Raw genomic sequence first — 25,439 nt, forward strand, 5'->3', positions numbered from 1 at the left:
AAGTGGCAGGCTTGGAGAATGTTTCTTGTCATGGGGGGCGCGCCACTTGCGTTATATGCAACGTATTTGATTCGACGAGTCAAGCGGGATCCGCTGGGAAATCTCGTTTTTGTTCCATCCTATGCCACGAGTTCCGAGTGGAAGGGACCAATTCTGTTTTCTGCAGTAGTTTCCATCATTTCTATGATTGTTTAAGGAGATTGTTATGTCAATTGCGGTTGCAATCGGTTCAAATTGGTCGAGACTTGCATCGAAAGGATTTGACGCGTTCGGAAATTTTCAAACGGGATGGGAACTAGGAAGTTCGAAAAATGCTCATGAGGCATTTACCAATCTGCTGAACTTTGCAGGACAGGTTGCGCCAACGTTGGGTCCTTTAGGGGCAGCGCTGGGGGTCGGTCTCAATAAGGCTGCGACGGTAAACAACACCGTATTAGCTATTGACAAATTCAATAAGGGTAAGCTTGAAACATCTGATTTGCTTCAAGTAACGGGATCCATCCTCGGAGGCCTGGCTGCAGTTGCGGTCGTTCTTGGGGGATCAGTCCCTCTCAGTGTAGTAGCAACTATCGCTTTGATTGGCCTGGCGGCTGGCCCGTCAGCTAGGGACGCTGTCAATGATGCGGTAAATGAACTCGGCAGGCGCGTACTAGGCGGTGGCACGGACATGCCTATCGACGACATCCGCGATATCGTCGGGCGAGCGGCAGTAACGCGCAGCCCAATCATTCTCGATCTTGATGGTGATGGCGTGGAAACGCTTGGCATGGGCTCGGGCGTTTACTTTGATCACGACGGCAACCGTTTCGCCGAAAGATCCGGCTGGGTCGGCAAGGATGATGGCCTCCTTGTCTGGGACCGCAATGCCAATGGTGCGATCGATGATGGCTCGGAGCTGTTTGGCAATTACAGCGGGCTGTCGAATGGTCAAAAAGCGGCCAACGGATTCCGTGCGCTGGCAGACCTCGATGGCAACAAGGACGGAAAGATCAACGCGTCTGATGCAGACTTCGCGAATCTGCGTGTCTGGCGCGACGGCAACAGTGATGGCGTGGTGCAGGATGGTGAACTCCTGACGCTCACCGAGGCAGGGGTAAAGAGCCTTAACGTCGGCTATAGGGAATCCGGTTCAGGCGCAGGCGGGATGGACGCCAATGGTAATGACCACCGCCAGGTGGGTAGCTACGAACGCACCGACGGCACAGACTCGACGATGTCCGATGTCTGGTTCAAGGTTGACAACGCCAAAACTCGAGAACGCGATGTTCTCAAGGTAGATAGCAGCATTGCAGCGTTGCCGGAACTGAAGGCAGCCGGCAACGTCCGCAGCTTGCATCAGGCAATGATGCGTGATGAATCGCGGCGTCTGAAAGAACTGGTCGTGCAATTTGGTGCTGAGGCGGATCGCACAACGCGCCAGTCGTTGATGAACGAGCTGATCTACCGCTGGGCGGGTGTGCAGGATGTCGACCCAAATAGTCGTGCGGCCACGCAGATATACGGCAATGCCATCGGCGATGCGCGGAAGCTGGCGTCGCTGGAAGCGTTCCTTGGCGACCCTTATTTGGGCACTTGGTGTTGGGGTACTCGTGATCCGAACCCCCACGGTTCCGCTGCCCCGATCCTACTGCAGGCGTATGACAAGCTTGTTGATTATGTGTACGGGCAGCTAATGCTCCAAACGCATTTCCGAGAAGTGATCGATGCAGTTCGCGTCTCGATCAGCGAGGAAGGCGTGGCTTCATTCGATGTTTCAGGAGCCGTTGCATTGCTGCGCAGCGCCTTCGACAAAGACGAAAAAACCGGGGTGGCGCTGATGAGCGAGTTCGGAGCCGCGATGAAGACTTCAGGTACGTATGGCTCCCAGTTGCTCGCCGCGGTGAGAGGCGCGGGAGACAGTTCCGCTTCGGGAGGTTTCGCGTTTCATCTCTCGAATCTGGGTTTCGCAGGTATCGTCGGCGATGCTGGGAGCAACACGCTCACTGGCACGGATGAGAAGGATGAGCGGCTGTTGGGAATGGGTGGAAACGATTATCTCTACGGCAAAGGTGGCGACGATCTGCTGGACGGAGGCACTGGCAACGACTCCCTCGATGGAGGCCAGGGCAATGACGTCCTGCTGGGCGGAGACGGCAACGATTCGCTCAGCGGCGGTGATGGGAATGACATCCTGGACGGTGGTGCTGGCAATGACCGGCTGTACGGAGGTGATGGAGCGGATGTATTCCGTTTCGGAGCGGGGCACGGATGGGACAGGATTGAAAGCGGCACCTCATATCCAGGCGTCCAGCGTGTCGATACGGCGGAGTTCACGGCCTATGCCAGTGCGGATGTGAGGTTCCGTCGGTATGGTGATTCGTTGGTGATGCGGCATGTCAATGGGAAGGAGGGGCTGGTAATCGACTACTTCTTTGCCGAGACTGGGACGGTCAGTACGGTGAAGGAGTTGGTGTTTGCCGACGGCGAGCGGCTGTCACTGAATGCTTTGCGGGATATGGTGCTGGTGGGTACGGACTGGCACGACACGATCTATGGTCACGACCGTGCGGATGTCATCCGGAGCCTGGCTGGCGACGACGTGGTCTACGCGTTGGGCGGCGACGATGATGTGGAAGGGGGTGCTGGCAACGACCGTCTGGACGGTGGTGACGGGAACGACAGGCTGGACGGAGGCACGGGCAACGACTCCCTCAATGGAGGCCGGGGCAATGACGTCCTGCTGGGCGGAGACGGCAACGATTCGCTCAGCGGCGGTGATGGGAATGACATCCTGGACGGTGGTGCTGGCAATGACCGGCTGTACGGAGGTGATGGAGCGGACGTATTCCGTTTCGGAGCGGGGCACGGATGGGACAGGATTGAAAGCGGCACCTCATATCCGGGCGTTCAGCGTGTCGATACGGCGGAGTTCACGGCCTATACCAGTGCAGATGTGAGGTTCCGCCGGTATGGTGATTCGTTGGTGATGCGGCATGTCAATGGGAAGGAGGGGCTGGTAATCGACTACTTCTTTGCCGAGACTGGGACGGTCAGTACGGTGAAGGAGTTGGTGTTTGCCGACGGCGAGCGGCTGTCACTGAATGCTTTGCGGGATATGGTGCTGGTGGGTACGGACTGGCACGACACGATCTATGGTCACGACCGTGCGGATGTCATCCGGAGCCTGGTTGGCGACGACGTGGTCTACGCGTTGGGCGGCGACGATGATGTGGAAGGGGGTGCTGGCAACGACCGTCTGGACGGTGGTGACGGGAACGACAGGCTGGACGGAGGCACGGGCAACGACTCCCTCAATGGAGGCCGGGGCAATGACGTCCTGCTGGGCGGAGACGGCAACGATTCGCTCAGCGGCGGTGATGGGAATGACATCCTGGACGGTGGTGCTGGCAATGACCGGCTGTACGGAGGTGATGGAGCGGATGTATTCCGTTTCGGAGCGGGGCACGGATGGGACAGGATTGAAAGCGGCACCTCATATCCAGGCGTCCAGCGTGTCGATACGGCGGAGTTCACGGCCTATGCCAGTGCGGATGTGAGGTTCCGTCGGTATGGTGATTCGTTGGTGATGCGGCATGTCAATGGGAAGGAGGGGCTGGTAATCGACTACTTCTTTGCCGAGACTGGGACGGTCAGTACGGTGAAGGAGTTGGTGTTTGCCGACGGCGAGCGGCTGTCACTGAATGCTTTGCGGGATATGGTGCTGGTGGGTACGGACTGGCACGACACGATCTATGGTCACGACCGTGCGGATGTCATCCGGAGCCTGGCTGGCGACGACGTGGTCTACGCGTTGGGCGGCGACGATGATGTGGAAGGGGGTGCTGGCAACGACCGTCTGGACGGTGGTGACGGGAACGACAGGCTGGACGGAGGCACGGGCAACGACTCCCTCAATGGAGGCCGGGGCAATGACGTCCTGCTGGGCGGAGACGGCAACGATTCGCTCAGCGGCGGTGATGGGAATGACATCCTGGACGGTGGTGCTGGCAATGACCGGCTGTACGGAGGTGATGGAGCGGACGTATTCCGTTTCGGAGCGGGGCACGGATGGGACAGGATTGAAAGCGGCACCTCATATCCGGGCGTTCAGCGTGTCGATACGGCGGAGTTCACGGCCTATACCAGTGCAGATGTGAGGTTCCGCCGGTATGGTGATTCGTTGGTGATGCGGCATGTCAATGGGAAGGAGGGGCTGGTAATCGACTACTTCTTTGCCGAGACTGGGACGGTCAGTACGGTGAAGGAGTTGGTGTTTGCCGACGGCGAGCGGCTGTCACTGAATGCTTTGCGGGATATGGTGCTGGTGGGTACGGACTGGCACGACACGATCTATGGTCACGACCGTGCGGATGTCATCCGGAGCCTGGTTGGCGACGACGTGGTCTACGCGTTGGGCGGCGACGACGATGTGGAAGGGGGCGCCGGTAACGACAGTGTGTACGGTGGTGACGGGAACGACAGGCTGGACGGGGGCACGGGCAACGACTGGCTCGAGGGTGGTTATGGCAATGATGTGCTGCTGGGCGGAGATGGCAGTGATTCGCTCATTGGCGGTGATGGCAACGACACCCTAACTGGAGGCAAAGGCAACGACCGGCTATACGGCGGTCAAGGCGCCGACACCTATCACTTCTCCCGCGGAGACGGTATCGACACCATTAGCGACTACGACACCACCGCCGGCGTGTCAGACACCCTTCAGTTCGGGAAAGGCATTTCCAGCAACCAACTCTGGTTCTCTCGTTCTGGTAACGATCTCGCTGTAAGCATCCTTGGTACGACCGACAAGGTGATAATTGACAGTTGGTTCTCGAGCAAGAGCTACCAGATCGAGAAGTTTGTTGCTGGGGATGGCAAAGCTGTGGAGAGCGGTGCCCTTTTGAATCTGGTCAATGCCATGGCTCAGTTTTCACCACCGGGTGCAGCTCAAACATCGATGCCTCTAAGTTTTGGGGAGCCGATGCAAGCTGCCATGATCGCTGCATGGAAGTAGTGAGGTAGAAAAGAGGGCGCCGGAGTGGGCGCCCTTTCCCATTTGACGCATCGGGAAGCCGTGGGGTGATGATCGAACGGCTTGCGATTGGCTTCGAACCTGCCGGTCAAAACAGGGAAGGCGTGCCCCTATCGTCGCCTTTCCTGTCATCGACCTTCGGCGCAGCCCCCTTCGCCCCTCTCACCACCGGCGCCGCCTCCGCCCGCATCCCTTCCGCCGGAAACAACTTCAAAAAACTCCGCGCCACCTCCGGATCACGCGTTTGCAGCCATGCATCCCATTCGGCGGGCGGGACGATGACGACCGAGCGTTTTTCGTCGCCGGGGCGATGCATGCGGTTCAGTACGGGATGCGATGCCGCGTTGACCGTGAGCATCGTGAACGAGAGCGACTGGTCGGGCCATGCGCGCCAGAGTCCAGCGATGCCGAAGGCGGGGGTATCGGGCAGCCAGATCTTCCAGCGCTCGGCTTTGCCCGGTCGCTCGGGCGTACCGTCTTCGGGATAGGCATATTCGTAGAACGCGCTCGCCGGTATCAGGCAGAGCTGGCCCTGCCGCCATGCCGGGGCAAAGGTGGGTTTCTGCCCGACGGTCTCGCTGCGTGCGTTGGTGGTGTCGTAGCGTTTGGCGCCGGGTGGGATGCGTGAGCGGGGCACCATGCCGAAGGTGGCGAGCGCCGCCTCGCGCGAACCCTCGACCCCGGCTCGCACTATGGGGGCGGTGTAGTCCGGCCACGTTTCCTCGGGATACACGCCCGGGGGCGGTTCCACGCCGAAGATCTCGCGCAGGATGCGCAACTGCACGGGGGCATAGTTGGTACACATGACGGGGCATCCCAAGGGCCTGCGATGCTTCCATGGTCGGTGTGCGGGCGGGGCGGGTCAAGCGGGATCACCACCAACTGCCGGGTGTTTCACGCTTGGCGCTCAGTACGTCACCGTGACCGTCACGGTATCGGTATAGCTGCCCGGCTGGGGTGTGATTTGCGGTGGCACGCGGCCATAGACGGTGATCGTTGCCGCCGCGCCGGTGCCCGTGCCGCCGACAGTGGTGGTGCCGCCCGTGCCGTCGCCCCATGGAATCGTGTGGTTGCTATCGGTGAACAGTTGATAGCCGACGGTCTGCGTGCCTCCGGTGCGTGTCATGCGACGCGCCGCCACACTTGCGCCGCTGCCTCCTCCGGCATTGAGCGCGATGGAGTAAGGCGCGTTCTTCGTGCACTGAACGGTCAACTGGCTTGTGGCATCGTGGTTGGCGGTGAGCAGGCCCATCGAGCCGAAGTCGAGCGTGGTGGCCGAGATATTGCAATCGGCCACCACGGTTGCGGTGGCCGTGAATGTGATAGGAATGCTGTTGCCGGTGATCTGGCTGCAGTCGGGTGGCAGCAGCAGGTATTCGATATACGTGACCTGGGCATTCAATCCAGTGAACAGCGAGGAATAGGGACCGATGCCAGCGCCGGTCTGGTTGGCCAATATCCGGCCGTAGTAGTTGGCGGTACCCGAGCCATTGCCGAGCAGCGCGCCGAAATCGAGCATCACGGGTGGCGCCGAGGCGCCCGTGGTGCGCGATCCCCAGACCTGGCTGCGATCGCTGTTCGAGTAGATGTTGAAGTTCAGCGTCTGCGTGCCGTTGGCCATCACGCGCGGCACGACTGAAGTCCCGGCTGCGCCCGTGCCGATGTTGATGCACGCCCGCACGCGCACCGACACTGCCAGCCCCGTGCATGACACCGTGATTGTGCCCTGCACATCGGCCACGTTGCCGCTGACGGGGCTGTAGTTGCCAAACGCCATCGATGGCGCCGTGGCCGTGCAGACGGCCCACGCGCCCGGTGCGCACAGCAGCAGCGCCACGGCGAGCACGGCACGAACGAGCGCGCGCATCATGGGGTGCCTGCCTCGCAGGGCACCGGGCCGAGACGCGGCAGGGCATCGTCAGTGGCTGTGTAATGCAGCCGTGCCGTGCAGATGCCGTCCGGTGTTTCCGCGTGGAAGGTGTTGTCATCGTTGAGCGACTCAAAGAACGCGAGTCCGTCATAGCCCACCATCGTGCGCACGCCGCTTTCCAGATGGATGACAGGCGTGCCTGCCGGCAGGGGTTGCCCCAGCGCATCCGTCAGCACCACCTGACCGCCGCGATACGACTCGATCGAGAACGTGGCCAGCGCGCCGGACTGCAGCGCGGGTGCGATCGATAGCCGCGTGGAACTGAGCCGCGTGTTGACGGGCAAGGCCAGCGCATCGATCTCGATGCGGTTGGCGTCGTATGGCAGCAGGTTCGGCACGAGGATGTGGCCACTGCCGTTGGTGTTGCCGATGCGGCGGTTCTCCACCAGCACGGGCAGGTCAGCCACGCCACCGGTGGACACCAGTGCGAAGCTCTGGTCGATGCGGCGCCCGGCCAGCACGGTCCCGTCCATCGCCACCAGCGATCCGCTGGCCCCGAACTGCGTGCTCACACGGCCCTGCAAGTCCTGCACCGCGCCGTAGGCATCGCCATAGCGGCCCCGGAAGTTCGCCTGGGCGAAGCCGCGATACGTTCCCGCACCCTTCTGCCCGCCCACTTGCCAGCCCCATCCGCCCTCGTAGGGCGTGGCGTGGCTGACGGTGCCGATCATGGTCGGCTTGCCATCGTCGCGTCCCACGGTGGCGGATGCCGTGGTGCTGTTGTCGATCAGGAACGTGAGCGTAACCGATGCGCCGTACGAAGACCCTGCCGCGAAATCGCGATAGGCGCTCGCCGTGAACGAGAGGCGCCGGCTCCATTGCGCCGTCCACGCCAGCGATCCGATGCGCGCCGCACCGTAGACGGGGTCGGAGAGATCGATGTAGCTCGCGGCGATATTGCCGTTGCGTCGCACGGGCATCGAGACCGTGGCGCGATAGAGTGCATTGGGCATCGGCGCGCCGGAGCGCGCGGCTAGGTCTGTGTAGTGGCCGAATGTGCGCGTACCCTGCAGGTCGATGCTGAAGCGCGGCGTGCGCCACTGGTAGCCGAGCCCGAGCTGGTTGCCGCCCGCCGCACTGACACTACCAGACAGGTTCAGTACGCCCGTGGCCGGCAGCTTGAACAGCACGCCGCCGCCTGCGATGCCCACGCCGCGCGAGGCCTCGGCATGGCCCTCGACGGTCAGCGTATCGTTCACGCCGTAGCGCATGGACCCATTTGCAGCGGGTGCCGAGTCATAGCGAAACGAATCGACACCGTACTGGTCGCGCAGGAAGCCGACCTCGACCGAATAGTCGAACAGGCCGGTGGCGAGCAGCCGGGAATCGACGTAGAGCGGCACCGTGGTGCTGACGTCACGGCCCAATGCATCGCGCACGACAATGGTCGCCTGGCCGGCACCGCTCAGCGCGGGCGCGTTGTTGATGACGAACGGCCCGGTCGGTACCTGCCCCGAATACTGGCGCACGTTGTTGATGTAAAGATCGACAGCGCCGGGCACGGCGGCAGAGCCGGCCAGTGCGGGCAGTGGATAGGTGATCAGGTCCGGGCGCAGCCCGAAGTTGCGGCGCCACTGGAAGCCGCCGAGCCGCACCGGACGCGACCACGGCAGCGCGCCCGTGATCATGTCGCCGATCAGCACGGATTGCATGCCGCTGGGGTCCGCATGGGTCCAGTTCGAATCGAGCCGGACGTAGCGGCTGTCCCGCCCGTAGAACGATGCCACGCCGGTATTGCTGAACACGCCGCCGGGATGGAAGAAGCGCTGTTCGCTGTAGAGGCCGAGGTCCTGCCCCGAGTCTGGTTGCGCATAGGCTTCGTAGTTCAGCACGAAGCCGCGTCCCGGTGTCACGGGCGGCCGCGCCCGGTTGCGTGCGCCAAGCTGGGTGGGCATTCGCTGCGCGTCGTCGACGGTCAGGTACACGCGCTGCATGGCGGGTTCATAGCGATAGGCCACGCCGGGCAGGCGGTCCAGCGGCACCATGCCCTGGGGGTCGGCCAGCGTTGGGTCCGCGCGCAACCCCAGGTCGTGCAACTCGTCGATGGGCGTTAGCAGTTTGCCGTCGCGGTCTGCGAAGCGGGCGACGCTTCCGGTCGATTCGCCGTTGACCATGACCTCCAGGTAGGCGGTGTGGCCGGGCACCTTGTCGATTGCCTGCGCATGGAGCGCGCTGGTCCCCAGTGCGGCGGTCAGCATGCACGCGGCGGCGGCGATGCGGCGCATCACGATGCGCTGCGGGCAGCGCGACGTTGGCGATGGCGCGGGCGTGCATGTCATGAGCCCGGGTCTGGCCGGCCCGGCAGAACGGGCAGCGATTGCGGCTCGCCATTGATGGCGGTCTCCAGACGCAGGTTCGCGACTGGCATGAAGTTGGGCGGTACGCGGATCTTCCACGTGCGCAGCGCACCCGGCAGCGCGTAGCCGAGCAGGCCCGCCGTGAGCGTCACGCGCTGGCTGCCGTTGACCAGTGCGGCATCGCTCACGCGTGCGTGGCGTGCGCCGCTGTTGCGCATGCCGAGCCACCAGTCGCCCTGGTCGCGCCACAGCGACAGCGCCAGCCGGGGCATCGGGGCATCGACAGGCGTGCCCGCGAACACCGGCACCGAGTAACGCAACTGCACGCGCACGCCCGACTGATTGGCGGGGGCGTTGCGTTGGGGCAGTTCGTCGATCAGCAGCCGGTAGGCCGATTCACCCGGTGTTGCCGTGTTGCCGGGCCGCACCACGCGGATCATCTGCTCGGCCTGGCCGCCGATGCGTACGATGGGCGGGCTGGCCACGACATCGTCGGCAGCCGTCAGTACATCGGCACCGTCAGCCTGTGTCCAGCGGAAGACGCGTACCTGTGCGTGAATGGGCGTGTCGGCCGTATTGCGCAACGTGAGCGCAGCAGCGCCGGCACCGGCAGGAAGGTCCACCCGTACCGGCGAGATCTGCAGCGAGGTAGCGGATGCCGGCAGGCAATAGCACGCCACGGCCAGCAGTGCTGCCGTCCATGCCTGCCTTGCCCGGCGCCGCCATGAGGCGACGCGCGGCATCAGAAGTTGATCGTGGCGGTGACCGTGCTCGTGTAGGTGCCTGCGGCGGGTGTGGCCTGCGGCGGCACGCGGCCGTACATGGTGAGCGTTTGCGCGGCGCCGCTGCCCGTGCCGTCCAGGGTATCGGTGCCCGGCGTGTTGCCCCATACCTGCGTGCGATTGCTGTCGCGATAGATCTGGTACTGCACGGTGGCGGCGCCAGCGTTTGTCAGGAGCCGGTTGGCAATGGTGCTGCCGGCGGTGTTGCCGCCATCGAGCCCCACCTGGTATGGCGCGTTGTTGCTGCAGGTGACGGAGAGCGTCGAAGCCTGGTCGACATTGGCGGCCAGCACGCCCTGCGAGCCGAAGTCGAGGTCGCTGGCGGCAATCGTGCAGTCGGCGGTCAGCGTGAGCCGCACGGTGAACGTGGTGGTCTTGATGGCTGCGCTGAGCCAGCCGGGCGAGGTCGACAGTACCGCGAACAGCGCGAGGGAAAATCCTGTGCGAAAGCGGCGAGACGGTGCCATTCCGATCTCCATAGCAGCAGATGCTGCGATGGTAGCGACCACTGCATCACTCGGCACCCGTTCTTACGATGTTCAACGGTGTTTAATCCATACAGGTGTGTGACATAAGGCGCGCTGAATACGATCCAACTGCCCAGAAGCCGCACCAGCCAAGGGATAGCGGCGGATTTCCGGCGGAATGTGGGGGATGGCGGGGGCCATTTGGCGGATTTCCGGAGGGGTCGCCGTGACCGTGACGGTCGTTTGAAACACCTTTCGCAAACGCTGCGGGGTCGTCCCGGTGCGTGCGGCGACGTTGTTCGCACGGTTCCTATAATGCCTTGGCGGGGCGGTGAAAAGCCGTGCCGCGCCATGCGTGCTTGCAGGCAGGGGCGCGCTTCCCAACCATCTCCACACCCAATGGGGAGACAACCATCATGATGAGTAGCGAAGCGGTGCTGACACAGGCACGAGCCGCGTTGGCGCGTGTGCCATACCAGGGCCATCAACTCCATCCCACGATCCACCTCCGCCTGTCTGACGGTGCGCTGATTCTTGAGGGCGAAGTGGCCGACATTGTCGACAAGACCCGGGCCGTAGCCCATCTGCGCCGCGTGGACGGCGTGACCACCGTGATCGATCATCTGCGTATTGCCAACGGGGGCCCCGTCGTGGGCGATGGCGACCTGCGCGCCGCGGTCTGCGAGCGGCTGCTCAATGCCATCGATTTCCGCAACTGCAAGATCTGCGCGAAGGTGAAGGGACAGTTGGAGCCCGTGCGCGAGGCCGTGGGCGAGCGCGCGGGGTGGATCGAGGTCTCCGTCCATGACGGAGCGGTGATGCTCAGTGGGCAGGTCATCAGCCTCTCGCATATGCGGCTGGCCGGCGTGCTGGCATGGTGGTCGCGTGGCTGCCGCTGCGTGGTCAACGACATCGTCGTGGCCCCGGCCGAGGCCGACAGCGACGAGGAACTGTGCGAGGCCCTGCGGCTGGTGCTGGAGACGGACCCGTTTGTCGACGCCTCGCGGATCCGTATCCGTGCGGACCACCGCGTGGTGGTGCTGGATGGCTACGCATCGAGCGACGGGGCGCGCAAGCAGGTGGAGCGCGACGCATGGTACGTCCATGGCGTGGAGGATGTCATCAACCACATCGCACTGAGTAGTTGAGGGGTGGGGGTGTCTCCTGTGGTGGGTCCCGACTTTCCTTGCTGTTGCGCGCGCCCAACTTCCCCCGGAATGGCGCAGGCGCTACATTGGAGGTCCAAAAAAACACAGGAGACACCATGCCGTTCTTCCTCCGCCGCCTGGCGATTGCCGCCGCTGCGACCCTGACCTGCGGCGCCGCGCTGGCTGCCGGCCCCGATGCCGCGCTGCTCGATGCGGCGCGCGCTGCGCAACCCGCTGTGGTGCAATCGCTCAAGGACATGGTGCTGATCGAATCTGGCAGCGCCAATATCGCGGGGCTGAACCGCATGGCGGATTACACCGCAAAGCGCTTGCAGGCAGCGGGCGGCCAGGTAGAGCGGCTGCAGACGACGAGCGGCGCGCCCATGGTCAAGGCCACGTTCAAGGGCACCGGCAAGCGCCGCTTCATGCTGATCGGCCACCTCGATACGGTGTATGCGGAAGGCATTCTCGCCACGCAGCCGATCCGCGAGGAGGGCAACCGGCTCTACGGACCGGGCATTGCCGACGACAAGGGTGGCATTGCCGTGGTCCTGCATTCGCTGGATATCCTGAAGGCGCAGGGGTGGAAGGACTACGCGCAGATCACGGTGCTATTCAACCCGGACGAGGAAATCGGCTCGGGCGGCTCGGGCGAGATGATCGCCAAGCTGGCAGAGCAGCACGACTATGTACTCTCGTGCGAGCCGAACGTGGCCAAATCCATCGCCAAATCCGAATCATTGCTGCTGGCGGCAGCCGGCACGGCTACAGCCACGATGCAGGTCAAGGGCCGTTCCTCGCATGCTGGCGCCGCGCCGGAACTGGGCCGCAATGCGCTGATCGAACTGGCCTATCAGATGGAGCAGACGCGCGACGTGGCCAAGTCCGTGCCAGGCTCGCAGATGAACTGGACCCGCGCCAAGGCCGATGGCCCGTTGAACCAGATTCCGGAGACCGCCAGCGCGCAGGGAGACGTGCGCATCACCGCCAGCGGCGCCGCGCAGAAACTGCAGACAGCGCTGCAGGAGAAGATCGGCAGCAGCCGTCTGGTGCCGGAGACGCAGACCACGCTGACGATGGAAGAGGGCCGCCCCGCCTATGTTGCCGACGCCCGTTCGAAGGAGTTGGCCGCGCAGGCTCAACGTATCTACGCGGAGCTCGACGGCCGCTCGCTGATCTTGATTCCGGGCACGGGTGGCGGGACTGACGCGGGATTTGCGGGGCGCTCGGGCAAGCCGGTGGTGCTGGAGAGCTTCGGCCTGTCCGGCTTTGGGTATCACGCGCGGGATGAGTACGTGGAACTGGACTCGATCGTGCCGCGGTTGTATCTGATGACGCGGTTGTTGCAGGAGGTGGGGAAGAAGTAGCGGTTTGAACTACCGTAGTCAGGCTCCCCTCTCCCGCAAGCGGGAGAGGGGAGAAAGGAATAGCGGGAGAGGGGAGCACCCCACCAGCAAGAATCAATCGCTCAAGCCGCCAACTGTTGCACCGGCGCCGCCCCAAAGTGCGGATGCCTTGAAAAAATCTCCGCAGCCCAGTTCACGAACACGCGCACCTTCGCAGACAGGTGCCGGTTCTGGGGATACATCGCCGATATCGGCAACTCTTCCGTGTGCCAGTCCGTCATGACTTCCACCAGACGTCCGCTGTGGATGTAGGGCTCCGCCATGGCGCGCGAGATGCGGGCGATGCCGTGGCCTTCCACTGCGCAGCCCAGGTACACGTCGGCGTCGTTGGTGGAGATCGCGGAGGGCAGCAGGATCTCGCTGTTCTCGCCGCCACGGCTCAATGTCCAGGGCATTTCCCGGCCGGTACGGTTCGACAGGAAGTTGACGGCCTTGTGCTGCGCCAGCTCGGTCAGGTCATTGGGTGCGCCAAAACGTCGCAGGTAGATCGGCGACGCATAGAAGGCCAGCTTCACCTGGCCGATGCGGCGCGCCACCATGGCTTCGTCGAGCGTGCCTACCCGCAACACCACATCCACGCCTTCCTTGAGCAGATCGATCGGCTTGCCGTTGATCGTCAATTCGAGTTTCAGCTCGGGGTAGGCGTTGAAGAAGTCCTGAAGGTGAGGCATCAACACGAGTTGTGCCAGCCCGCTGGTGGTATCCACGGCAAGCGTGCCGCGCGGTGAGTTGTTGTGGCGTGTGAGCGACTGTTCCGCTTCCTCCACGTCGGCCAGGATGCGGACGCAGCGTTCGTAATAGGCGGCGCCATCGGTGGTCACGCTGATGCGGCGCGTGGTCCGGTGCAGCAGCTTGACGCCCAGATGCGTCTCCAGGTTTTGAATCAGGCGGGTAAGCGTGGCCTTGGGGAGGTCGAGCGACTCCGCCGCGCGCGCAAAGCTGCCGACATCCACCACCCGAGTGAATGCCTGCATTGAGACTAGACGATCCATGATGTTGCTTTCGAAAGGAGTGAGAGCAGGCTACGTTCCGAAGGATGGTCTGGCGAGAGTGGTCCGCTGCATGTCAAGTGCGCGGCCTGGATTTGCTGCCGGCGGTCCGCCAGTGGCGGCCGGAGCGGGGACGGGTGGAGGGTGGGGCGTCGGCGTTTGCGCTGTTTCCCCAAGTGCGCAGATGCCGAAGGACCGGAGTGAATCACATTTCCTATATCCATTTCAAGCGGTGTGGGTACGCTTTGTCGATTATTCCAGCGCAGAAACAGTGCATTGGCAATAGGTTGCTTTATCCCATCATAGTCAATCACCATAATTCGCTGCATCGCAACACAGTATCGACGGCCATTGTCCGCCGCGACCGCCATGACCAAAACCCCGATTTCCCGTAGTTCCGCCGCGCAACCGGCCGTAGAACAGGGCGAGGCGTATGTGGTCCAGCATGTGGTGCCCGTGGGCGACCACGAGATCCGGGTCTGCGTGTGTTACCCCGCAGGTTATTGGCCGGCGGCCGGCAATACGGCATTGTTGCCATGGCTGGTGTACCTGCATGCAGGTGGTTTTGTCGATGGTGGGGTGGAAGCCGCCAAGGAACTGGCGCGGGATCTGGCGGAGTCCGTCCCGGCCGTGGTGGTGACGCCGGGCTACTCGCTGGCGCCGGAGAACCCGTTTCCGGCCGCGCCCGAGGACGCGGTCAGCACGGTGGCGTGGGTGTTGAAGCACGCGAAGAAGCTCAAGGTCGACAAGCTGCGCTTTGCGCTGGTGGGCGAGGAAGCCGGTGGCAACCTGGCCATCGCCACGGCACAGATGCTGCGCGATCGCGGCCTGCCGCAGCCGGCCGGGCAATGGCTGATCCGTCCCGTGACCGATCCTTGCCTGCAGCATGCTTCTTCCGGCGGCCAGGTGCCGATGGAAACGCTGCGCAAGCTGGCCTGCAACTATCGCGACTACCTGCCCACGCCGGCAGCAGCGGTTCACCCCTATGCCGCCCCGGCATTGGCCTCGCGCCTCGGTGGACTGCCAGACACGCTGGTGCAGGTAGCAGAAAAGGATGCACTGCGCGCGGAGGGCGAAGCCTTCGCCGCGAAGCTCGGAAAAGCCGGCGTACCGGCCCGGGCGTTGATCATGCCCGGCGTCTGTGGCGACGGGGTCGAACATTCCCATGAAGATTGTCAGGCATGGGTGAAAGAAGGTGCGCGGTTCCTGCGCGAGAAGTTCGCGAAGGCCGACGACGCCTCGTAATCCGGTCCGAACACCGGCCGATACCGGGCATGTCCTGACGGTATCGCTTCAACAGCCAGCGCCTTTTGAGGCTGGCCTTCAGTCAGTGGCTTTGCCTCGCCCACCCAGGGCGGGACACCCCTTTGTTGTTCCCGTTTTCCGGCCCATCGGGCTGGCGGGCGGCGTTCGGCCCAAATTTTTGCTTTTCCAGTTGAAGAAAACCCGACGTAAAACGGAGTGAAGAAGATGAATCACAAGTCTCGACGCACGCTGATCGCCTTTGCCATCGTGGCAATCCTTGGGGCAGGCGTGGCAACCTCGATACTGCGCCCCTGGCACGGCGGTGAGGCGCAGGCAAACACCCCGCCTCCGGCACCCGCAGTGGAAGTGGCATCGGCAGTAGGGCAGACCATCACGGAGTGGGATGAGTTCTCGGGCCGTATCGAAGCCGTGGATCGCGTGGAGATTCGACCGCGCGTCTCCGGCACCATCGAGACGGTGCATTTCCGCGAAGGCTCGATCGTGAAGAAGGGCGATCCGCTGTTCACGATCGATCCGCGTCCATACGCCGCGGAAGTGGCCAAGGCGGAAGCTGCCGTGGCCGCAGCGCAGGTGCGTGCCTCGCTGGCGCAAACCGAAAAGGCGCGCGCGCAACGGCTGCTGGACGACAACGCGATCTCCAAGCGTGAGTTCGACGAGCGCATCAACACGGCCAGCGTGAGTTCGGCCGACGTGCGTGGCGCACAGGCAGCGCTGGAAGTGGCGAAGCTGAACCTGAGCTATACGCGCATCGTGGCACCGGTGTCCGGCAAGGTCTCGCGTGCAGAGATCACGGTGGGCAACCTCGTGGCCGCAGGCGCATCGTCGCCCGCGCTGACCACGGTGGTGTCGGTGTCGCCGGTCTATGCCAGCTTTGACGTGGACGAGCAGAGTTATCTGCGCTACACGGCGCCGGGCGCGACGGGCGGCAAGAACGACCTGCCGGTGTTCCTCGGCCTGGCGAACGAAGATGGCAATCCGCACGAGGGCAAGATCCATTCGGTGGATAACCGCCTGGATACGCGCAGCGGCACGATCCGCGTGCGCGCCATCTTCGATAACGCCGATGGCCGGCTGCTGCCGGGTCTGTACGCCAAGGTGAAGCTCGGTGGCGGCACGCCGCATCCGGCGGTGCTGATCAACGATCGCGCCATCGGCACGGACCAGGGCAAGAAGTTCGTGCTCGTCGTCGACAAGGCCAACAAGCTGGCGTATCGCGAAGTGGATCTCGGACCGACGTTCGAAGGGCTGCGCGTGATCCGCAAGGGTCTGCAACCGGGCGAGAACATCGTGGTGAATGGTCTGATGCGTGTGCGTCCCGGTGACACCGTGGCGCCCAAGAGCGTGTCGATGGCCTATCGCAGCGAACTCGAACCGCGCGCGACCACGCCGGACCGCAAGCAGGCGGCAGACGACGCCAAGGCCGAAAAGCCCAAGGTGAGCTGACGCGCCCCGCGCACAGGCAGTACTGAACTAAAAATCGCCCCCAAGGCAGTTTTGACATGGCGTCCGCCACGTGCGGACGGCCAGGGGGACTGCTTTCGCCGAGACCAAGATGAATCTCTCGAAATTCTTTATCGATCGCCCGATCTTCGCGGGCGTGCTGTCGGTGCTGATCTTCCTGATCGGCGCCATCTCGATGTTCAAGTTACCGATCTCGGAGTACCCGGAAGTGGTGCCGCCGTCAGTGGTGGTGCGCGCGCAGTTCCCGGGCGCCAACCCGAAGGTGATCGCCGAGACCGTGGCCACGCCGCTGGAAGAACAGATCAACGGCGTCGAGGACATGCTCTACATGAACTCGCAGGCCAACAGCGACGGCACGCTGACGCTGACGGTAACGTTCAAGCTGGGCACGGACCCCGACAAGGCGCAGCAGCTCGTGCAGAACCGCGTCTCGCAAGCCGAGCCGCGCCTGCCGGAAGACGTGCGCCGCCTGGGTATCACCACGGTCAAGAGCTCGCCCGACCTGACGATGGTGGTCCACCTCGTCTCGCCGAACAACCGCTACGACATGACGTACCTGCGCAACTACGCGCTGATCAACGTGAAGGACCGCCTCGCGCGTATCCAGGGCGTGGGCCAGGTGCAGATGTTCGGTTCGGGTGACTACTCGATGCGCGTGTGGCTCAACCCCGAGAAGATCGCCGAGCGTCAGCTTGCCGCGTCTGACGTGGTGCGTGCCATCCGCGAGCAGAACGTGCAGGTGGCTGCCGGTGTGATCGGCCAGTCGCCGTCGCTGCCGGGTACGGACCTGCAACTGTCCGTGAACGCGCAGGGCCGCTTGCAGTCCGTGGAGGAATTTGGCGACATCATCGTCAAGACCTCGCCGGATGGTGTAGTGACGTATCTGAAGGACATCGCGCGTATCGAACTGGGTGCATCGGAATACGCGCTGCGCTCGCTGCTGGACAACAAGTCCGCCGTGGCGCTGCCGATCTTCCAGGCGCCGGGTTCCAACGCCATCCAGATCTCGGATGACGTGCGCAAGACCATGGCCGAACTGAAGCAGAACATGCCCGAGGGCGTGGACTACAGCATCGTCTATGACCCCACGCAGTTCGTGCGCCACAGTATCGAAGCCGTGACGCATACGCTGTTCGAAGCCATCGCGCTGGTGGTGCTGGTGGTGATCCTGTTCCTGCAGACGTGGCGCGCATCGATCATCCCGCTGCTGGCAGTGCCGGTGTCGATCGTCGGTACGTTCGGGCTGATGCACGCGTTTGGTTTCTCGATCAATGCACTGAGTCTGTTCGGGCTGGTGCTGGCAATCGGTATCGTCGTGGACGATGCGATTGTGGTGGTGGAGAACGTCGAACGGAACATCGAGGAAGGACTGACGCCGAAGGAAGCCACGTACAAGGCCATGCGCGAAGTCAGCGGCCCGATCATCGCCATCGCGCTGACCCTGATCGCCGTGTTCGTGCCGCTGGCTTTCATGTCCGGCCTGACCGGCCAGTTCTACAAGCAGTTCGCGCTGACGATCTCGATCTCGACGATCATCTCGGCGTTCAACTCGCTGACGCTGTCGCCGGCCCTGTCCGCGCTGCTGCTCAAGGGCCACGATGCGCCCAAGGACTGGCTGACGCGCGGTATGGACAAGGTGTTCGGCAAGTTCTTCGCGCGCTTCAACCGCTTCTTTGGCCGCAGCTCGGATAGCTATGGCCGTGGCGTGACCGGTGTGATTCGCCGCAAGGGTTCGGTGTTCGGCGTGTATGCCGTGATGCTGGTGGCCACGTGGGGCGTGTTCCAGATGGTGCCGAAGGGCTTCGTGCCCGCGCAGGACAAGCAGTATCTGGTGAGCTTTGCCAAGCTGCCCGATGGCGCCACGCTGGACCGCACCGAGGACGTGATCCGTCGCATGTCGGAAATCGCGCTGAAGCATCCGGGCGTGGAATCGGCTGTGGCCTTCCCGGGTCTGTCGATCAACGGGTTCACGAACAGCCCCAGCGCTGGCATCGTGTTTGCCACGCTGAAGCCGTTCGACGAACGCAAGAGTGCAGAGCTGTCGGGTAACGCCATCGCGGCGGACCTGAACAAGCAGTACGGTGCGATCCAGGATGCGTTCATCGCCGTGTTCCCACCGCCGCCGGTTCAGGGCCTGGGCACCATCGGCGGGTTCAAGATGATGATCGAGGACCGCGCCGCGCTAGGCTATGACGCGCTGTTCGATGCGACCAATGCGTTCATGACCAAGGCGCGTGCCACGCCGGAACTGGCTGGCATCTTCAGCAACTATCAGGTGAACGTGCCGCAGCTCGACGTACAGCTCGACCGTACCAAGGCCAAGCAGTTGGGCGTGCCGGTGACTGATGTGTTCGAGACGCTGCAAACGTATCTCGGCTCGGCGTATGTGAACGACTTCAACAAGTTCGGTCGCACGTATCAGGTGAAGGTCCAGGCCGATGCGCAGTTCCGTCAGCACGCCGAAGACATCCTGCAACTGAAGGCGCGTAGCTCCACGGGCGAGATGGTGCCGCTATCGTCGTTGGTGAAGGTCAAGCAGAGCTTTGGTCCGGACAGCGTGATCCGCTACAACGGCTTCACGGCGGCTGACATGAACGGTGGCCCGGCCCCGGGCTTCTCGTCGGGTCAGGCGCAGGCTGCGGCAGAACGTATTGCTGCCGAGACGCTGCCGAAGGGTATCGGCTTCGAATGGACCGAGCTGACGTATCAGGACATCCTCGCCGGTAACGCAGGCATCTGGATTTTCCCGCTGTGCGTGCTGCTGGTGTTCCTGGTGCTGGCTGCGCAATATGAAAGCCTGACGTTGCCGCTGGCCGTGATCCTGATTGTGCCGATGAGCCTGCTGGCTGCCATGACCGGTGTCTGGCTGACGCGTGGCGACAACAACATCTTCACGCAGATCGGCTTCATTGTGCTTGTGGGGTTGTCAGCAAAGAACGCGATCCTGATCGTGGAGTTCGCACGGGAGCTGGAGCATCAGGGCCGCACTATCGTGCAGGCAGCCATCGAGGCTAGCCGTCTGCGTCTGCGCCCGATCCTGATGACGTCGTTCGCGTTCATCATGGGTGTGGTGCCGCTGGTGATCTCGACCGGAGCCGGTGCCGAAATGCGCCATGCGATGGGTGTGGCGGTGTTCGCCGGCATGCTGGGCGTGACGTTCTTCGGGCTGTTCCTGACGCCGGTGTTCTATGTGTCGCTGCGCCTGCTGGCCACGCGCCGCGAACGCCGCGAGGCGGTAGCCCGGGATGCATCGGCCTCGCACGCCGTGGCCTCCGCAGAGTAATGGTGAAAGACATGAAAGACGTCAACAACGTGATGAAGCACTACCTGCCGAAGCTCGCGACGCTGGCCGCCGCACTGGTGCTGGCCGGCTGCTCGCTGGCGCCGACGTACAAGGTGCCAGAGACGCCGACCGCCGCCACCTTCAAGGAGGCGGACGCCGCCGCGACGGAAGGCGCGCAGTGGAAGACGGCGGTGCCGTCCGAGGGCGAGCATCGCGGCGACTGGTGGAAGGTGTTCGGCGATGCCGACCTCGACCGCCTGATCGACGCGGCCAACAGCTACAACCAGGACCTGGCCGCTGCGGCGGCCCGCCTGAAGCAGGCGCGCGCCTTTACGGGTGCCACGGAGGCGGACTTGTATCCGCAACTGAGCGTCGGCTTCGATCCTACGCGTTCGCAACCTTCGGCAGCATCGCAAGGTTTGCCGGATGGCACGCGCGTTGCGGCGCAGACCGTGCTCAAGGCGCGCGCGTTTGCGAGCTACGAGCTGGACCTGTTCGGCCGCGTGGCCAGCAGCGTGAATGCGGCGCGTGCGGAAGAGAAGGGCGCCGAGGATCTGTATCGCTCGGTGCAACTGGCGCTGCAGGCGGATGTGGCTACGTCATTCTTCGCGCTGCGCACGCTCGACAGTGACCGTGAGTTGCTGAACGCAACGATCAAGCTGCGCGAGGATGCGCTGTCGCTGCTGCGCAAGCGCTACGAGGCTGGCGAGACTACCGATCTCGATCCGGCGCGCGCCGAAGCCGAACTCGGCACGGCGCGTGCGGATCTGGCCGGTATCGAGCGTCGCCGCGCGGCGCAGGAGCATGCGCTGGCGGTGCTGACCGGTGTGGCGCCCTCGCAGTTCGCGCTGACGGCGAAGACGTTCGACACCGTGCCGGTGGCGGTGCCTGCGGGGCTGCCATCCGAACTGCTCGAACGTCGCCCCGATATCGCGGCGGCGGAGCGGCAGATGGCGGCGGCCAATGCACGGATCGGCGTGGCCAAGGCCGCGTTCTTCCCGCGCATTTCGCTGACGGCGCTGTTCGGGTTCGAGTCGGGCGATTTGTCGAACCTGTTCAAGTGGTCATCGCGCACATGGCTGCTGGGTCCGCTGGTGGGAACCACTGTGGCGCAGACCGTGTTCGATGGCGGACGCAATAGCTCGAACCTTGCCGGCGCCCGCGCCTCGCATGAAGAGAGCGTGGCGCGCTATCGGCAAACGGTGCTGGTGGCGTTCCGCGAGGTTGAGGACAGTTTGTCCGACGTGCGTTGGCTGAGCCAGCAATCGACGGCACTGGACAGCGCCTTGGCAGGTGCCAAGCGCGCACAGCGCATTTCGCGTAGCCGCTATGACGCGGGTGCCGTGGACTACCTGACGGTCATCGACGCCGACCGCACCGTGCTGCAATCGCAGCGCGATGCGAATGCGGTGGCGGGTTTGCGTGCGGCGGCGACAGTGTCGCTGGTGCGCAGCCTTGGTGGCGGTTGGGGGCCGGTGCAGGAAAGTGTGGCGAAGAATTGAGGGTGGCTGCATAGAACCATCGCCCTTCGCTATGCGCTCCCCTCTCCCATGAAGTGGGAGAGGGGTGGGGGAGAGGGCGGGAGGTTCTGCTTGCCGACCACATCGCAATTTTCGCCGCCGGCCCTCTCCCCCTGCCCCTCTCCCGCCTTGCGGGAGAGGGGAGCAACCCGAGCGGGATTGGGAAGCATCCTACAGTGCCATCCCACAAAAACTGGCGCGATATCTCCAGCCTTCTACACTGGAGCTATCGCGCCATTTTTGTCTGGAGGGCCGCCATGCGAACGATTCTGGTGCTGATCATGGCGGCGCTGCCGCTTGTGGCCAGCGCCCAGCTTTCCACCAGCGGCTCCATCGCCGTGGGCGGCTCGGCGCACGTCAAGGGGCCGGTGACCGTGCTGGGCACGTTGAGTGTCGATGGCAATGTCTATGCCAAGGGGCCGATCACCGCCGCGTGGTTTGCCTCGCCGGGACGGGGATATCCCTCCGCGCCGCCCGGCCGATCTCTCCTCAAGGTGTTCAACGGGCCGCTCACCGTACAAGGGTCGATGGTGGTGCATGGCGACCTCGTCGTCGATGGCCCGATCACCGTGAATGGCCCGATCGAAGCGGGCGGCGGCCTCGATGCCGATGGACCGATGGTGGAGCGTCAGGCGCGCTGATGTAGCACAATGGCGACTTCGCTGACTGCCTCGATTTCGTCATGGCTCATGCTGCATCGCCGTTGGGACTCAGGAGCATCGCTCTGTTCGAAGCCGCCAAGGGCGCGCTGGTCATCCTCGCAGGGCTTGGACTCGTGGCGCTGCTGCACCGCGATGCGCAGGCGCTGGCCGAGATGATCGTCGCCCGGCTTCACATCAATCCTGCGAGCCACTATCCGAAAGTCTTTCTTGCCTTGCTGGCCGACCCCTCCAATGGGCGGCTCTGGGCCATCGGCGCGTCGGCGGCGGTGTATGCGCTCATGCGCTTTGCCGAGGCGTACGGACTCTGGCATGGCCGCGCGTGGGGTAACTGGCTGGGTGTGTGGTCGGGCGGCATCTATATTCCCGTGGAACTGTACGAAGCCATACGCCATCCCACGTGGCTGCACGTGGGGCTGGCCATTGCCAATGCGCTGATCGTCGTCTATCTCGTGCAGTCGCTGGCGCGGCACAAGGTGGCATAGTGCATCCAATCTGCTAAGGTAGACGCCCCCGCCGCGGTGCCTGGCGGCCGGCGTGTCAGACAGGCACCGATATCCGAGACATACAGAGACCCATCATGATTCACGAAATTGCACAGATCACGATCAAGCCCGGCATGGAAGCCCAGTTCGAAGCGAACGTGGCCAAGGCCAAGCCGCTGTTCCTGCGTTCGCGTGGGTGCCACGGCGTGAACCTGCAACGCTCCATCGAACAGCCGTCGCAGTACGCGCTCGTTGTGGCCTGGGAGACGGTGGAAGACCATATGGTCCACTTCCGCGAGTCCGATGAGTTCCAGGAGTGGCGCAAGCTCGTCACCGACTGCTTTGCGGCACCGCCCGCCGTGCATCACGTCAACACGGTGCTTTGAGCGGCCCATACGAACCTTGCGCCGGGATCGAAGCGAAAGGAGTCAGTCCATGAACACCCCTCCGCCGCGCCCCCGGCATTTCTCCATGCTCCGCGACCTGCAACTCGCGGATTTTTTCACGCTCGCCAACGCGGCGTGCGGCATGGGGTCCGTCTTCTACGCGATGTATTTCGTCGCGGACCCTTCGCTGCGGTATTTCTATATCGCCGCGGCCCTTGCGCCCGCCGCGTTCATCTTCGATGTGCTTGATGGTCGCATCGCGCGCTGGCGCCATGCCCATTCGGCGCTGGGCCGTGAACTGGATTCGCTCTCGGACATCATTTCATTCGGCGTAGGCCCCGCCACCCTGGCCTTTGCGGCCGGCATGCGCGGCGGCTGGGACCTGGCCGCGCTGATCTACTTCGTATGCTGCGGCGTGAGCCGGCTGGCGCGATTCAACGTCACCGCCGAAACCCTTGCGGAGGGCAGCACGGCAGGCAAGGTCAAGTACTTCGAAGGCACCCCGATTCCTACCAGCGTGGTGCTCACCGGCGTGCTGGCGTGGTGCGCATCGGCGGGCAAGCTCGGCGATGCGCTGCCCGGCGGCGCTTGGGCAATCGGCGGCGGCACCTTCCATCCGCTGGCGTTGCTGTTCGTGCTGAGCGGCAGCCTGATGATCAGCAAGACGCTGCGCATTCCGAAGTTTTGAGTGGCCGGCCCCCGCGCAAGGCAGAGGGCCGGATTCATACTGGCGGTGCCAGCGGCTACACGATATCCACGACGAGATTGCGCTGCGCCAGCAGCTCGAAATGCACGGGTTCATCCGTGGCGCCCAGGATGGTGCGAAGGTCCCGTTTGAGACTGTCGATGTTCTGCAACGTCACGGTACGCCCGTCCCAATTGTTCAGCATCCGCTGGAACAGCGGCCACGACGCCGTGCGAATGATGCCGAACCATTCGGTGGAGCCCACGGGCGGCAGACCTATTTCGTTGATGATGTAGTGCTTCAGCAGGGTGCCAAGCCCCGGATTCTGAAACGCGCCCGTGTGCATGATCGCGCCCACGCCGATGTCCGGGTTGTGCGTGGCATACGCATTGCGGATGCCCAACGCCCCATGGTTGCTGACCTGGTCGCCAAACTTGATGAAGTTGCCCTGCTTGCCATCGGCAAACTGCGTGTAGCTGTTGATCTCGCAGCCTGGGCTGATCACGAAGTAAGTGTAGTTCCACATGGTTGGCTCCTTATTTCCACTGTGCGCCGGAGGCGGTCGGCCACCAGCCGGTCAGTTCGATCTGCCCGCGGCCCATGAACCATGTGTTGAGCGGGTTCGAGACGCGCAGCACCTGGGTGGTGCCGGCGACGAAGTCCATGCGGATGTCCATGTTGGTGGCATCCAGCGGAATGTCGGTGATCTGGCCCGTCAGCCCGCCTGAAATGCGGGTCTTGCGTTCCTGGGGCTGTCCGCCGCTGGTATAGGTCACCGTTGCATTGACGATGTACGAGCCCGTGTTGTGCAGCGACAGGTTCAGCGCCGAGATGTCGGCGATATAGCGCGGAATCACGATCGTCTCGCCCGCGAACGACGAGAACTCGTAGGCGTACGCCACCGGGTCGTTCTGCTCGACGATATTCGCCTTGCTCGGGAAGATGCGCTTCTCGACGTTGTCCACCGTGCTGGTGCTCTTGTACGAGCCCTTGAGCGAGGCGGACTGGTCGCTGCCGGTCATGGCCGAGACGCCGTCGACCGAACCCGTGATGCTGAACTCGCTCTTGTCCTGCCGCGAGCCCAGGTTCACGCAGCCGTCGGTCAGCCACACCTTGGTGATCATGCCGAAGCCCTGCACGATGTTCGCGCCATTGGTCTTGTGGACGCTCTTGGCAACGTCGTAGATCTCCTGGTAGTTGTCGAGCATGTACTGCGCGGCGTTCTCGACATAGGCCACCCCATAGGCGGAACCCTGCGACGTCAGCGATCCCTTGCTGCCGAATTCCCATTTGCTCTGCAGGCCGATGGTGACTTCGGTACCCGTCGTGGGATCGAGATAGGGCACGTCGAACTGCACGCCGGCGGTGGTCTGCCTGACGTGGCCCTGTTCCAGGTGCCAGTCCACGGAGGCACGTTGTTCCGTGGGCGTGAGGTCCATCTGGTGGTGTGCCAGCTGGACATGGGTATCGCTGGGATCGAACCAGCCCAGGGCCCCTACCTGGATCTCGGGGTCGAGTGTCCAGTTGCCCCACGCGTAGCGCTCGGTGTTGCGCAACAGGTGGGTCAGCTGGACGTTCCATTCTGTGCCTTCGGTGCCGTTGATGTTGCTCGGCTCCGCAATGATCTCGTAGCCGGTTGGCTCGTTGTGAGACATGGATGATTT

At 63.5% G+C, this 25,439-nt stretch carries 19 protein-coding genes; 11 read left to right on the forward strand and 8 right to left on the reverse strand.

Annotation, left to right across the window (positions count from 1 at the left end; all coding sequences use genetic code 11):
- Positions 1–667: 667 nt before the first annotated feature.
- Positions 668–4,993: a calcium-binding protein gene (locus GA566_RS33250; RefSeq protein WP_160473530.1), complete on the forward strand. Its 4,326-nt coding sequence runs from the start codon at positions 668–670 to the stop codon at positions 4,991–4,993.
- Between the two features lie 106 nt (positions 4,994–5,099).
- Here the strand turns inward: GA566_RS33250 and GA566_RS17670 are convergent, their stop codons facing one another.
- The 5 genes from GA566_RS17670 to GA566_RS17690 all read right to left on the reverse strand — a co-directional run bounded on the left by GA566_RS17670 (position 5,100) and on the right by GA566_RS17690 (position 10,487).
- Complete coding sequence (locus GA566_RS17670; protein WP_137927312.1) at positions 5,100–5,816, reverse strand: SOS response-associated peptidase; 717 nt, start codon at positions 5,814–5,816, stop codon at positions 5,100–5,102.
- Between the two features lie 102 nt (positions 5,817–5,918).
- The gene (locus GA566_RS17675; RefSeq protein ID WP_237380455.1) at positions 5,919–6,881 is read right to left on the reverse strand and encodes a spore coat U domain-containing protein; all 963 of its coding nucleotides are present in this window, start codon (positions 6,879–6,881) and stop codon (positions 5,919–5,921) included.
- The gene (locus tag GA566_RS17680) at positions 6,878–9,220 is read right to left on the reverse strand and encodes a fimbria/pilus outer membrane usher protein (RefSeq protein ID WP_160473531.1); all 2,343 of its coding nucleotides are present in this window, start codon (positions 9,218–9,220) and stop codon (positions 6,878–6,880) included. The genes GA566_RS17675 and GA566_RS17680 overlap by 4 nt, the downstream gene beginning before the upstream one ends.
- The gene (locus GA566_RS17685) at positions 9,217–9,981 is read right to left on the reverse strand and encodes a molecular chaperone (protein ID WP_160473532.1); all 765 of its coding nucleotides are present in this window, start codon (positions 9,979–9,981) and stop codon (positions 9,217–9,219) included. Before GA566_RS17685 ends, GA566_RS17680 begins: the two co-directional genes overlap by 4 nt.
- A complete protein-coding gene (locus tag GA566_RS17690) occupies positions 9,981–10,487 on the reverse strand; it encodes a spore coat U domain-containing protein (RefSeq protein WP_137927309.1) in 507 nt (168 codons plus the stop codon). Before GA566_RS17690 ends, GA566_RS17685 begins: the two co-directional genes overlap by 1 nt.
- A 416-nt stretch (positions 10,488–10,903) precedes the next feature.
- Here GA566_RS17690 and GA566_RS17695 point away from each other — a divergent pair, with 416 nt between their 5' ends.
- Positions 10,904–11,635, forward strand: coding sequence for a BON domain-containing protein (locus tag GA566_RS17695; protein ID WP_137927308.1), 732 nt, complete (start codon positions 10,904–10,906; stop codon positions 11,633–11,635).
- A 116-nt stretch (positions 11,636–11,751) separates the two neighbouring features.
- Complete coding sequence (locus tag GA566_RS17700) at positions 11,752–13,002, forward strand: M20/M25/M40 family metallo-hydrolase (protein ID WP_160473534.1); 1,251 nt, start codon at positions 11,752–11,754, stop codon at positions 13,000–13,002.
- 101 nt (positions 13,003–13,103) lie between these two features.
- On the opposite strand, the gene GA566_RS17705 is transcribed toward GA566_RS17700, so the two are convergent.
- The gene (locus GA566_RS17705) at positions 13,104–14,033 is read right to left on the reverse strand and encodes a LysR family transcriptional regulator (RefSeq protein WP_160473535.1); all 930 of its coding nucleotides are present in this window, start codon (positions 14,031–14,033) and stop codon (positions 13,104–13,106) included.
- 366 nt (positions 14,034–14,399) lie between these two features.
- Between GA566_RS17705 and GA566_RS17710 the strand changes: the two genes are divergently transcribed.
- The 8 genes from GA566_RS17710 (at position 14,400) to GA566_RS17745 (ending at position 23,778) form a co-directional block, all read left to right on the forward strand.
- Entirely contained in the window at positions 14,400–15,275 is an 876-nt protein-coding gene (locus GA566_RS17710; protein WP_137927305.1) for an alpha/beta hydrolase, read from the forward strand.
- Positions 15,276–15,500: 225 nt separating this feature from the next.
- Positions 15,501–16,739: an efflux RND transporter periplasmic adaptor subunit gene (locus tag GA566_RS17715; RefSeq protein ID WP_160473536.1), complete on the forward strand. Its 1,239-nt coding sequence runs from the start codon at positions 15,501–15,503 to the stop codon at positions 16,737–16,739.
- A gap of 109 nt (positions 16,740–16,848) precedes the next feature.
- Complete coding sequence (locus tag GA566_RS17720) at positions 16,849–20,040, forward strand: efflux RND transporter permease subunit (RefSeq protein ID WP_160473537.1); 3,192 nt, start codon at positions 16,849–16,851, stop codon at positions 20,038–20,040.
- Between the two features lie 11 nt (positions 20,041–20,051).
- On the forward strand, positions 20,052–21,542 hold the full coding sequence (locus tag GA566_RS17725; RefSeq protein WP_304523634.1) for an efflux transporter outer membrane subunit: 1,491 nt from the start codon (positions 20,052–20,054) through the stop codon (positions 21,540–21,542).
- 275 nt (positions 21,543–21,817) lie between these two features.
- A complete protein-coding gene (locus GA566_RS17730) occupies positions 21,818–22,201 on the forward strand; it encodes a hypothetical protein (RefSeq protein WP_160473538.1) in 384 nt (127 codons plus the stop codon).
- A 41-nt stretch (positions 22,202–22,242) separates the two neighbouring features.
- Positions 22,243–22,704, forward strand: a complete 462-nt coding sequence (locus tag GA566_RS17735) for a DUF2127 domain-containing protein (RefSeq protein ID WP_137928571.1) — start codon at positions 22,243–22,245, stop codon at positions 22,702–22,704.
- Positions 22,705–22,799: 95 nt separating this feature from the next.
- Positions 22,800–23,090, forward strand: a complete 291-nt coding sequence (locus GA566_RS17740) for an antibiotic biosynthesis monooxygenase (RefSeq protein WP_137928570.1) — start codon at positions 22,800–22,802, stop codon at positions 23,088–23,090.
- A gap of 49 nt (positions 23,091–23,139) precedes the next feature.
- Entirely contained in the window at positions 23,140–23,778 is a 639-nt protein-coding gene (locus GA566_RS17745) for a phosphatidylcholine/phosphatidylserine synthase (RefSeq protein WP_160473539.1), read from the forward strand.
- A 55-nt stretch (positions 23,779–23,833) separates the two neighbouring features.
- On the opposite strand, the gene GA566_RS17750 is transcribed toward GA566_RS17745, so the two are convergent.
- Positions 23,834–24,301, reverse strand: a complete 468-nt coding sequence (locus tag GA566_RS17750) for a hypothetical protein (protein ID WP_160473540.1) — start codon at positions 24,299–24,301, stop codon at positions 23,834–23,836.
- A gap of 10 nt (positions 24,302–24,311) precedes the next feature.
- The gene (locus GA566_RS17755; protein WP_137928567.1) at positions 24,312–25,430 is read right to left on the reverse strand and encodes a hypothetical protein; all 1,119 of its coding nucleotides are present in this window, start codon (positions 25,428–25,430) and stop codon (positions 24,312–24,314) included.
- Positions 25,431–25,439 lie beyond the last annotated feature (9 nt).

Origin of the sequence: Cupriavidus sp. SW-Y-13 (assembly GCF_009793345.1) — a bacterium.
GTDB lineage: Bacteria > Pseudomonadota > Gammaproteobacteria > Burkholderiales > Burkholderiaceae > Cupriavidus.

Coding starts and splice junctions, on each gene's coding strand:
- GA566_RS17750 (WP_160473540.1), bottom strand. CDS start 24,301: ATGTGGAACTACACTTACTTCGTGATCAGCCCAGGCTGCGAGATCAAC.
- GA566_RS17735 (WP_137928571.1), top strand. CDS start 22,243: ATGGCTCATGCTGCATCGCCGTTGGGACTCAGGAGCATCGCTCTGTTC.
- GA566_RS17705 (WP_160473535.1), bottom strand. CDS start 14,033: ATGGATCGTCTAGTCTCAATGCAGGCATTCACTCGGGTGGTGGATGTC.
- GA566_RS17755 (WP_137928567.1), bottom strand. CDS start 25,430: ATGTCTCACAACGAGCCAACCGGCTACGAGATCATTGCGGAGCCGAGC.
- GA566_RS17680 (WP_160473531.1), bottom strand. CDS start 9,220: ATGACATGCACGCCCGCGCCATCGCCAACGTCGCGCTGCCCGCAGCGC.
- GA566_RS17740 (WP_137928570.1), top strand. CDS start 22,800: ATGATTCACGAAATTGCACAGATCACGATCAAGCCCGGCATGGAAGCC.
- GA566_RS17715 (WP_160473536.1), top strand. CDS start 15,501: ATGAATCACAAGTCTCGACGCACGCTGATCGCCTTTGCCATCGTGGCA.
- GA566_RS17700 (WP_160473534.1), top strand. CDS start 11,752: ATGCCGTTCTTCCTCCGCCGCCTGGCGATTGCCGCCGCTGCGACCCTG.
- GA566_RS17690 (WP_137927309.1), bottom strand. CDS start 10,487: ATGGCACCGTCTCGCCGCTTTCGCACAGGATTTTCCCTCGCGCTGTTC.
- GA566_RS17730 (WP_160473538.1), top strand. CDS start 21,818: ATGCGAACGATTCTGGTGCTGATCATGGCGGCGCTGCCGCTTGTGGCC.
- GA566_RS17670 (WP_137927312.1), bottom strand. CDS start 5,816: ATGTGTACCAACTATGCCCCCGTGCAGTTGCGCATCCTGCGCGAGATC.
- GA566_RS17675 (WP_237380455.1), bottom strand. CDS start 6,881: ATGATGCGCGCGCTCGTTCGTGCCGTGCTCGCCGTGGCGCTGCTGCTG.
- GA566_RS17695 (WP_137927308.1), top strand. CDS start 10,904: ATGATGAGTAGCGAAGCGGTGCTGACACAGGCACGAGCCGCGTTGGCG.
- GA566_RS17725 (WP_304523634.1), top strand. CDS start 20,052: ATGAAAGACGTCAACAACGTGATGAAGCACTACCTGCCGAAGCTCGCG.
- GA566_RS17745 (WP_160473539.1), top strand. CDS start 23,140: ATGAACACCCCTCCGCCGCGCCCCCGGCATTTCTCCATGCTCCGCGAC.
- GA566_RS33250 (WP_160473530.1), top strand. CDS start 668: ATGCCTATCGACGACATCCGCGATATCGTCGGGCGAGCGGCAGTAACG.
- GA566_RS17720 (WP_160473537.1), top strand. CDS start 16,849: ATGAATCTCTCGAAATTCTTTATCGATCGCCCGATCTTCGCGGGCGTG.
- GA566_RS17710 (WP_137927305.1), top strand. CDS start 14,400: ATGACCAAAACCCCGATTTCCCGTAGTTCCGCCGCGCAACCGGCCGTA.
- GA566_RS17685 (WP_160473532.1), bottom strand. CDS start 9,981: ATGCCGCGCGTCGCCTCATGGCGGCGCCGGGCAAGGCAGGCATGGACG.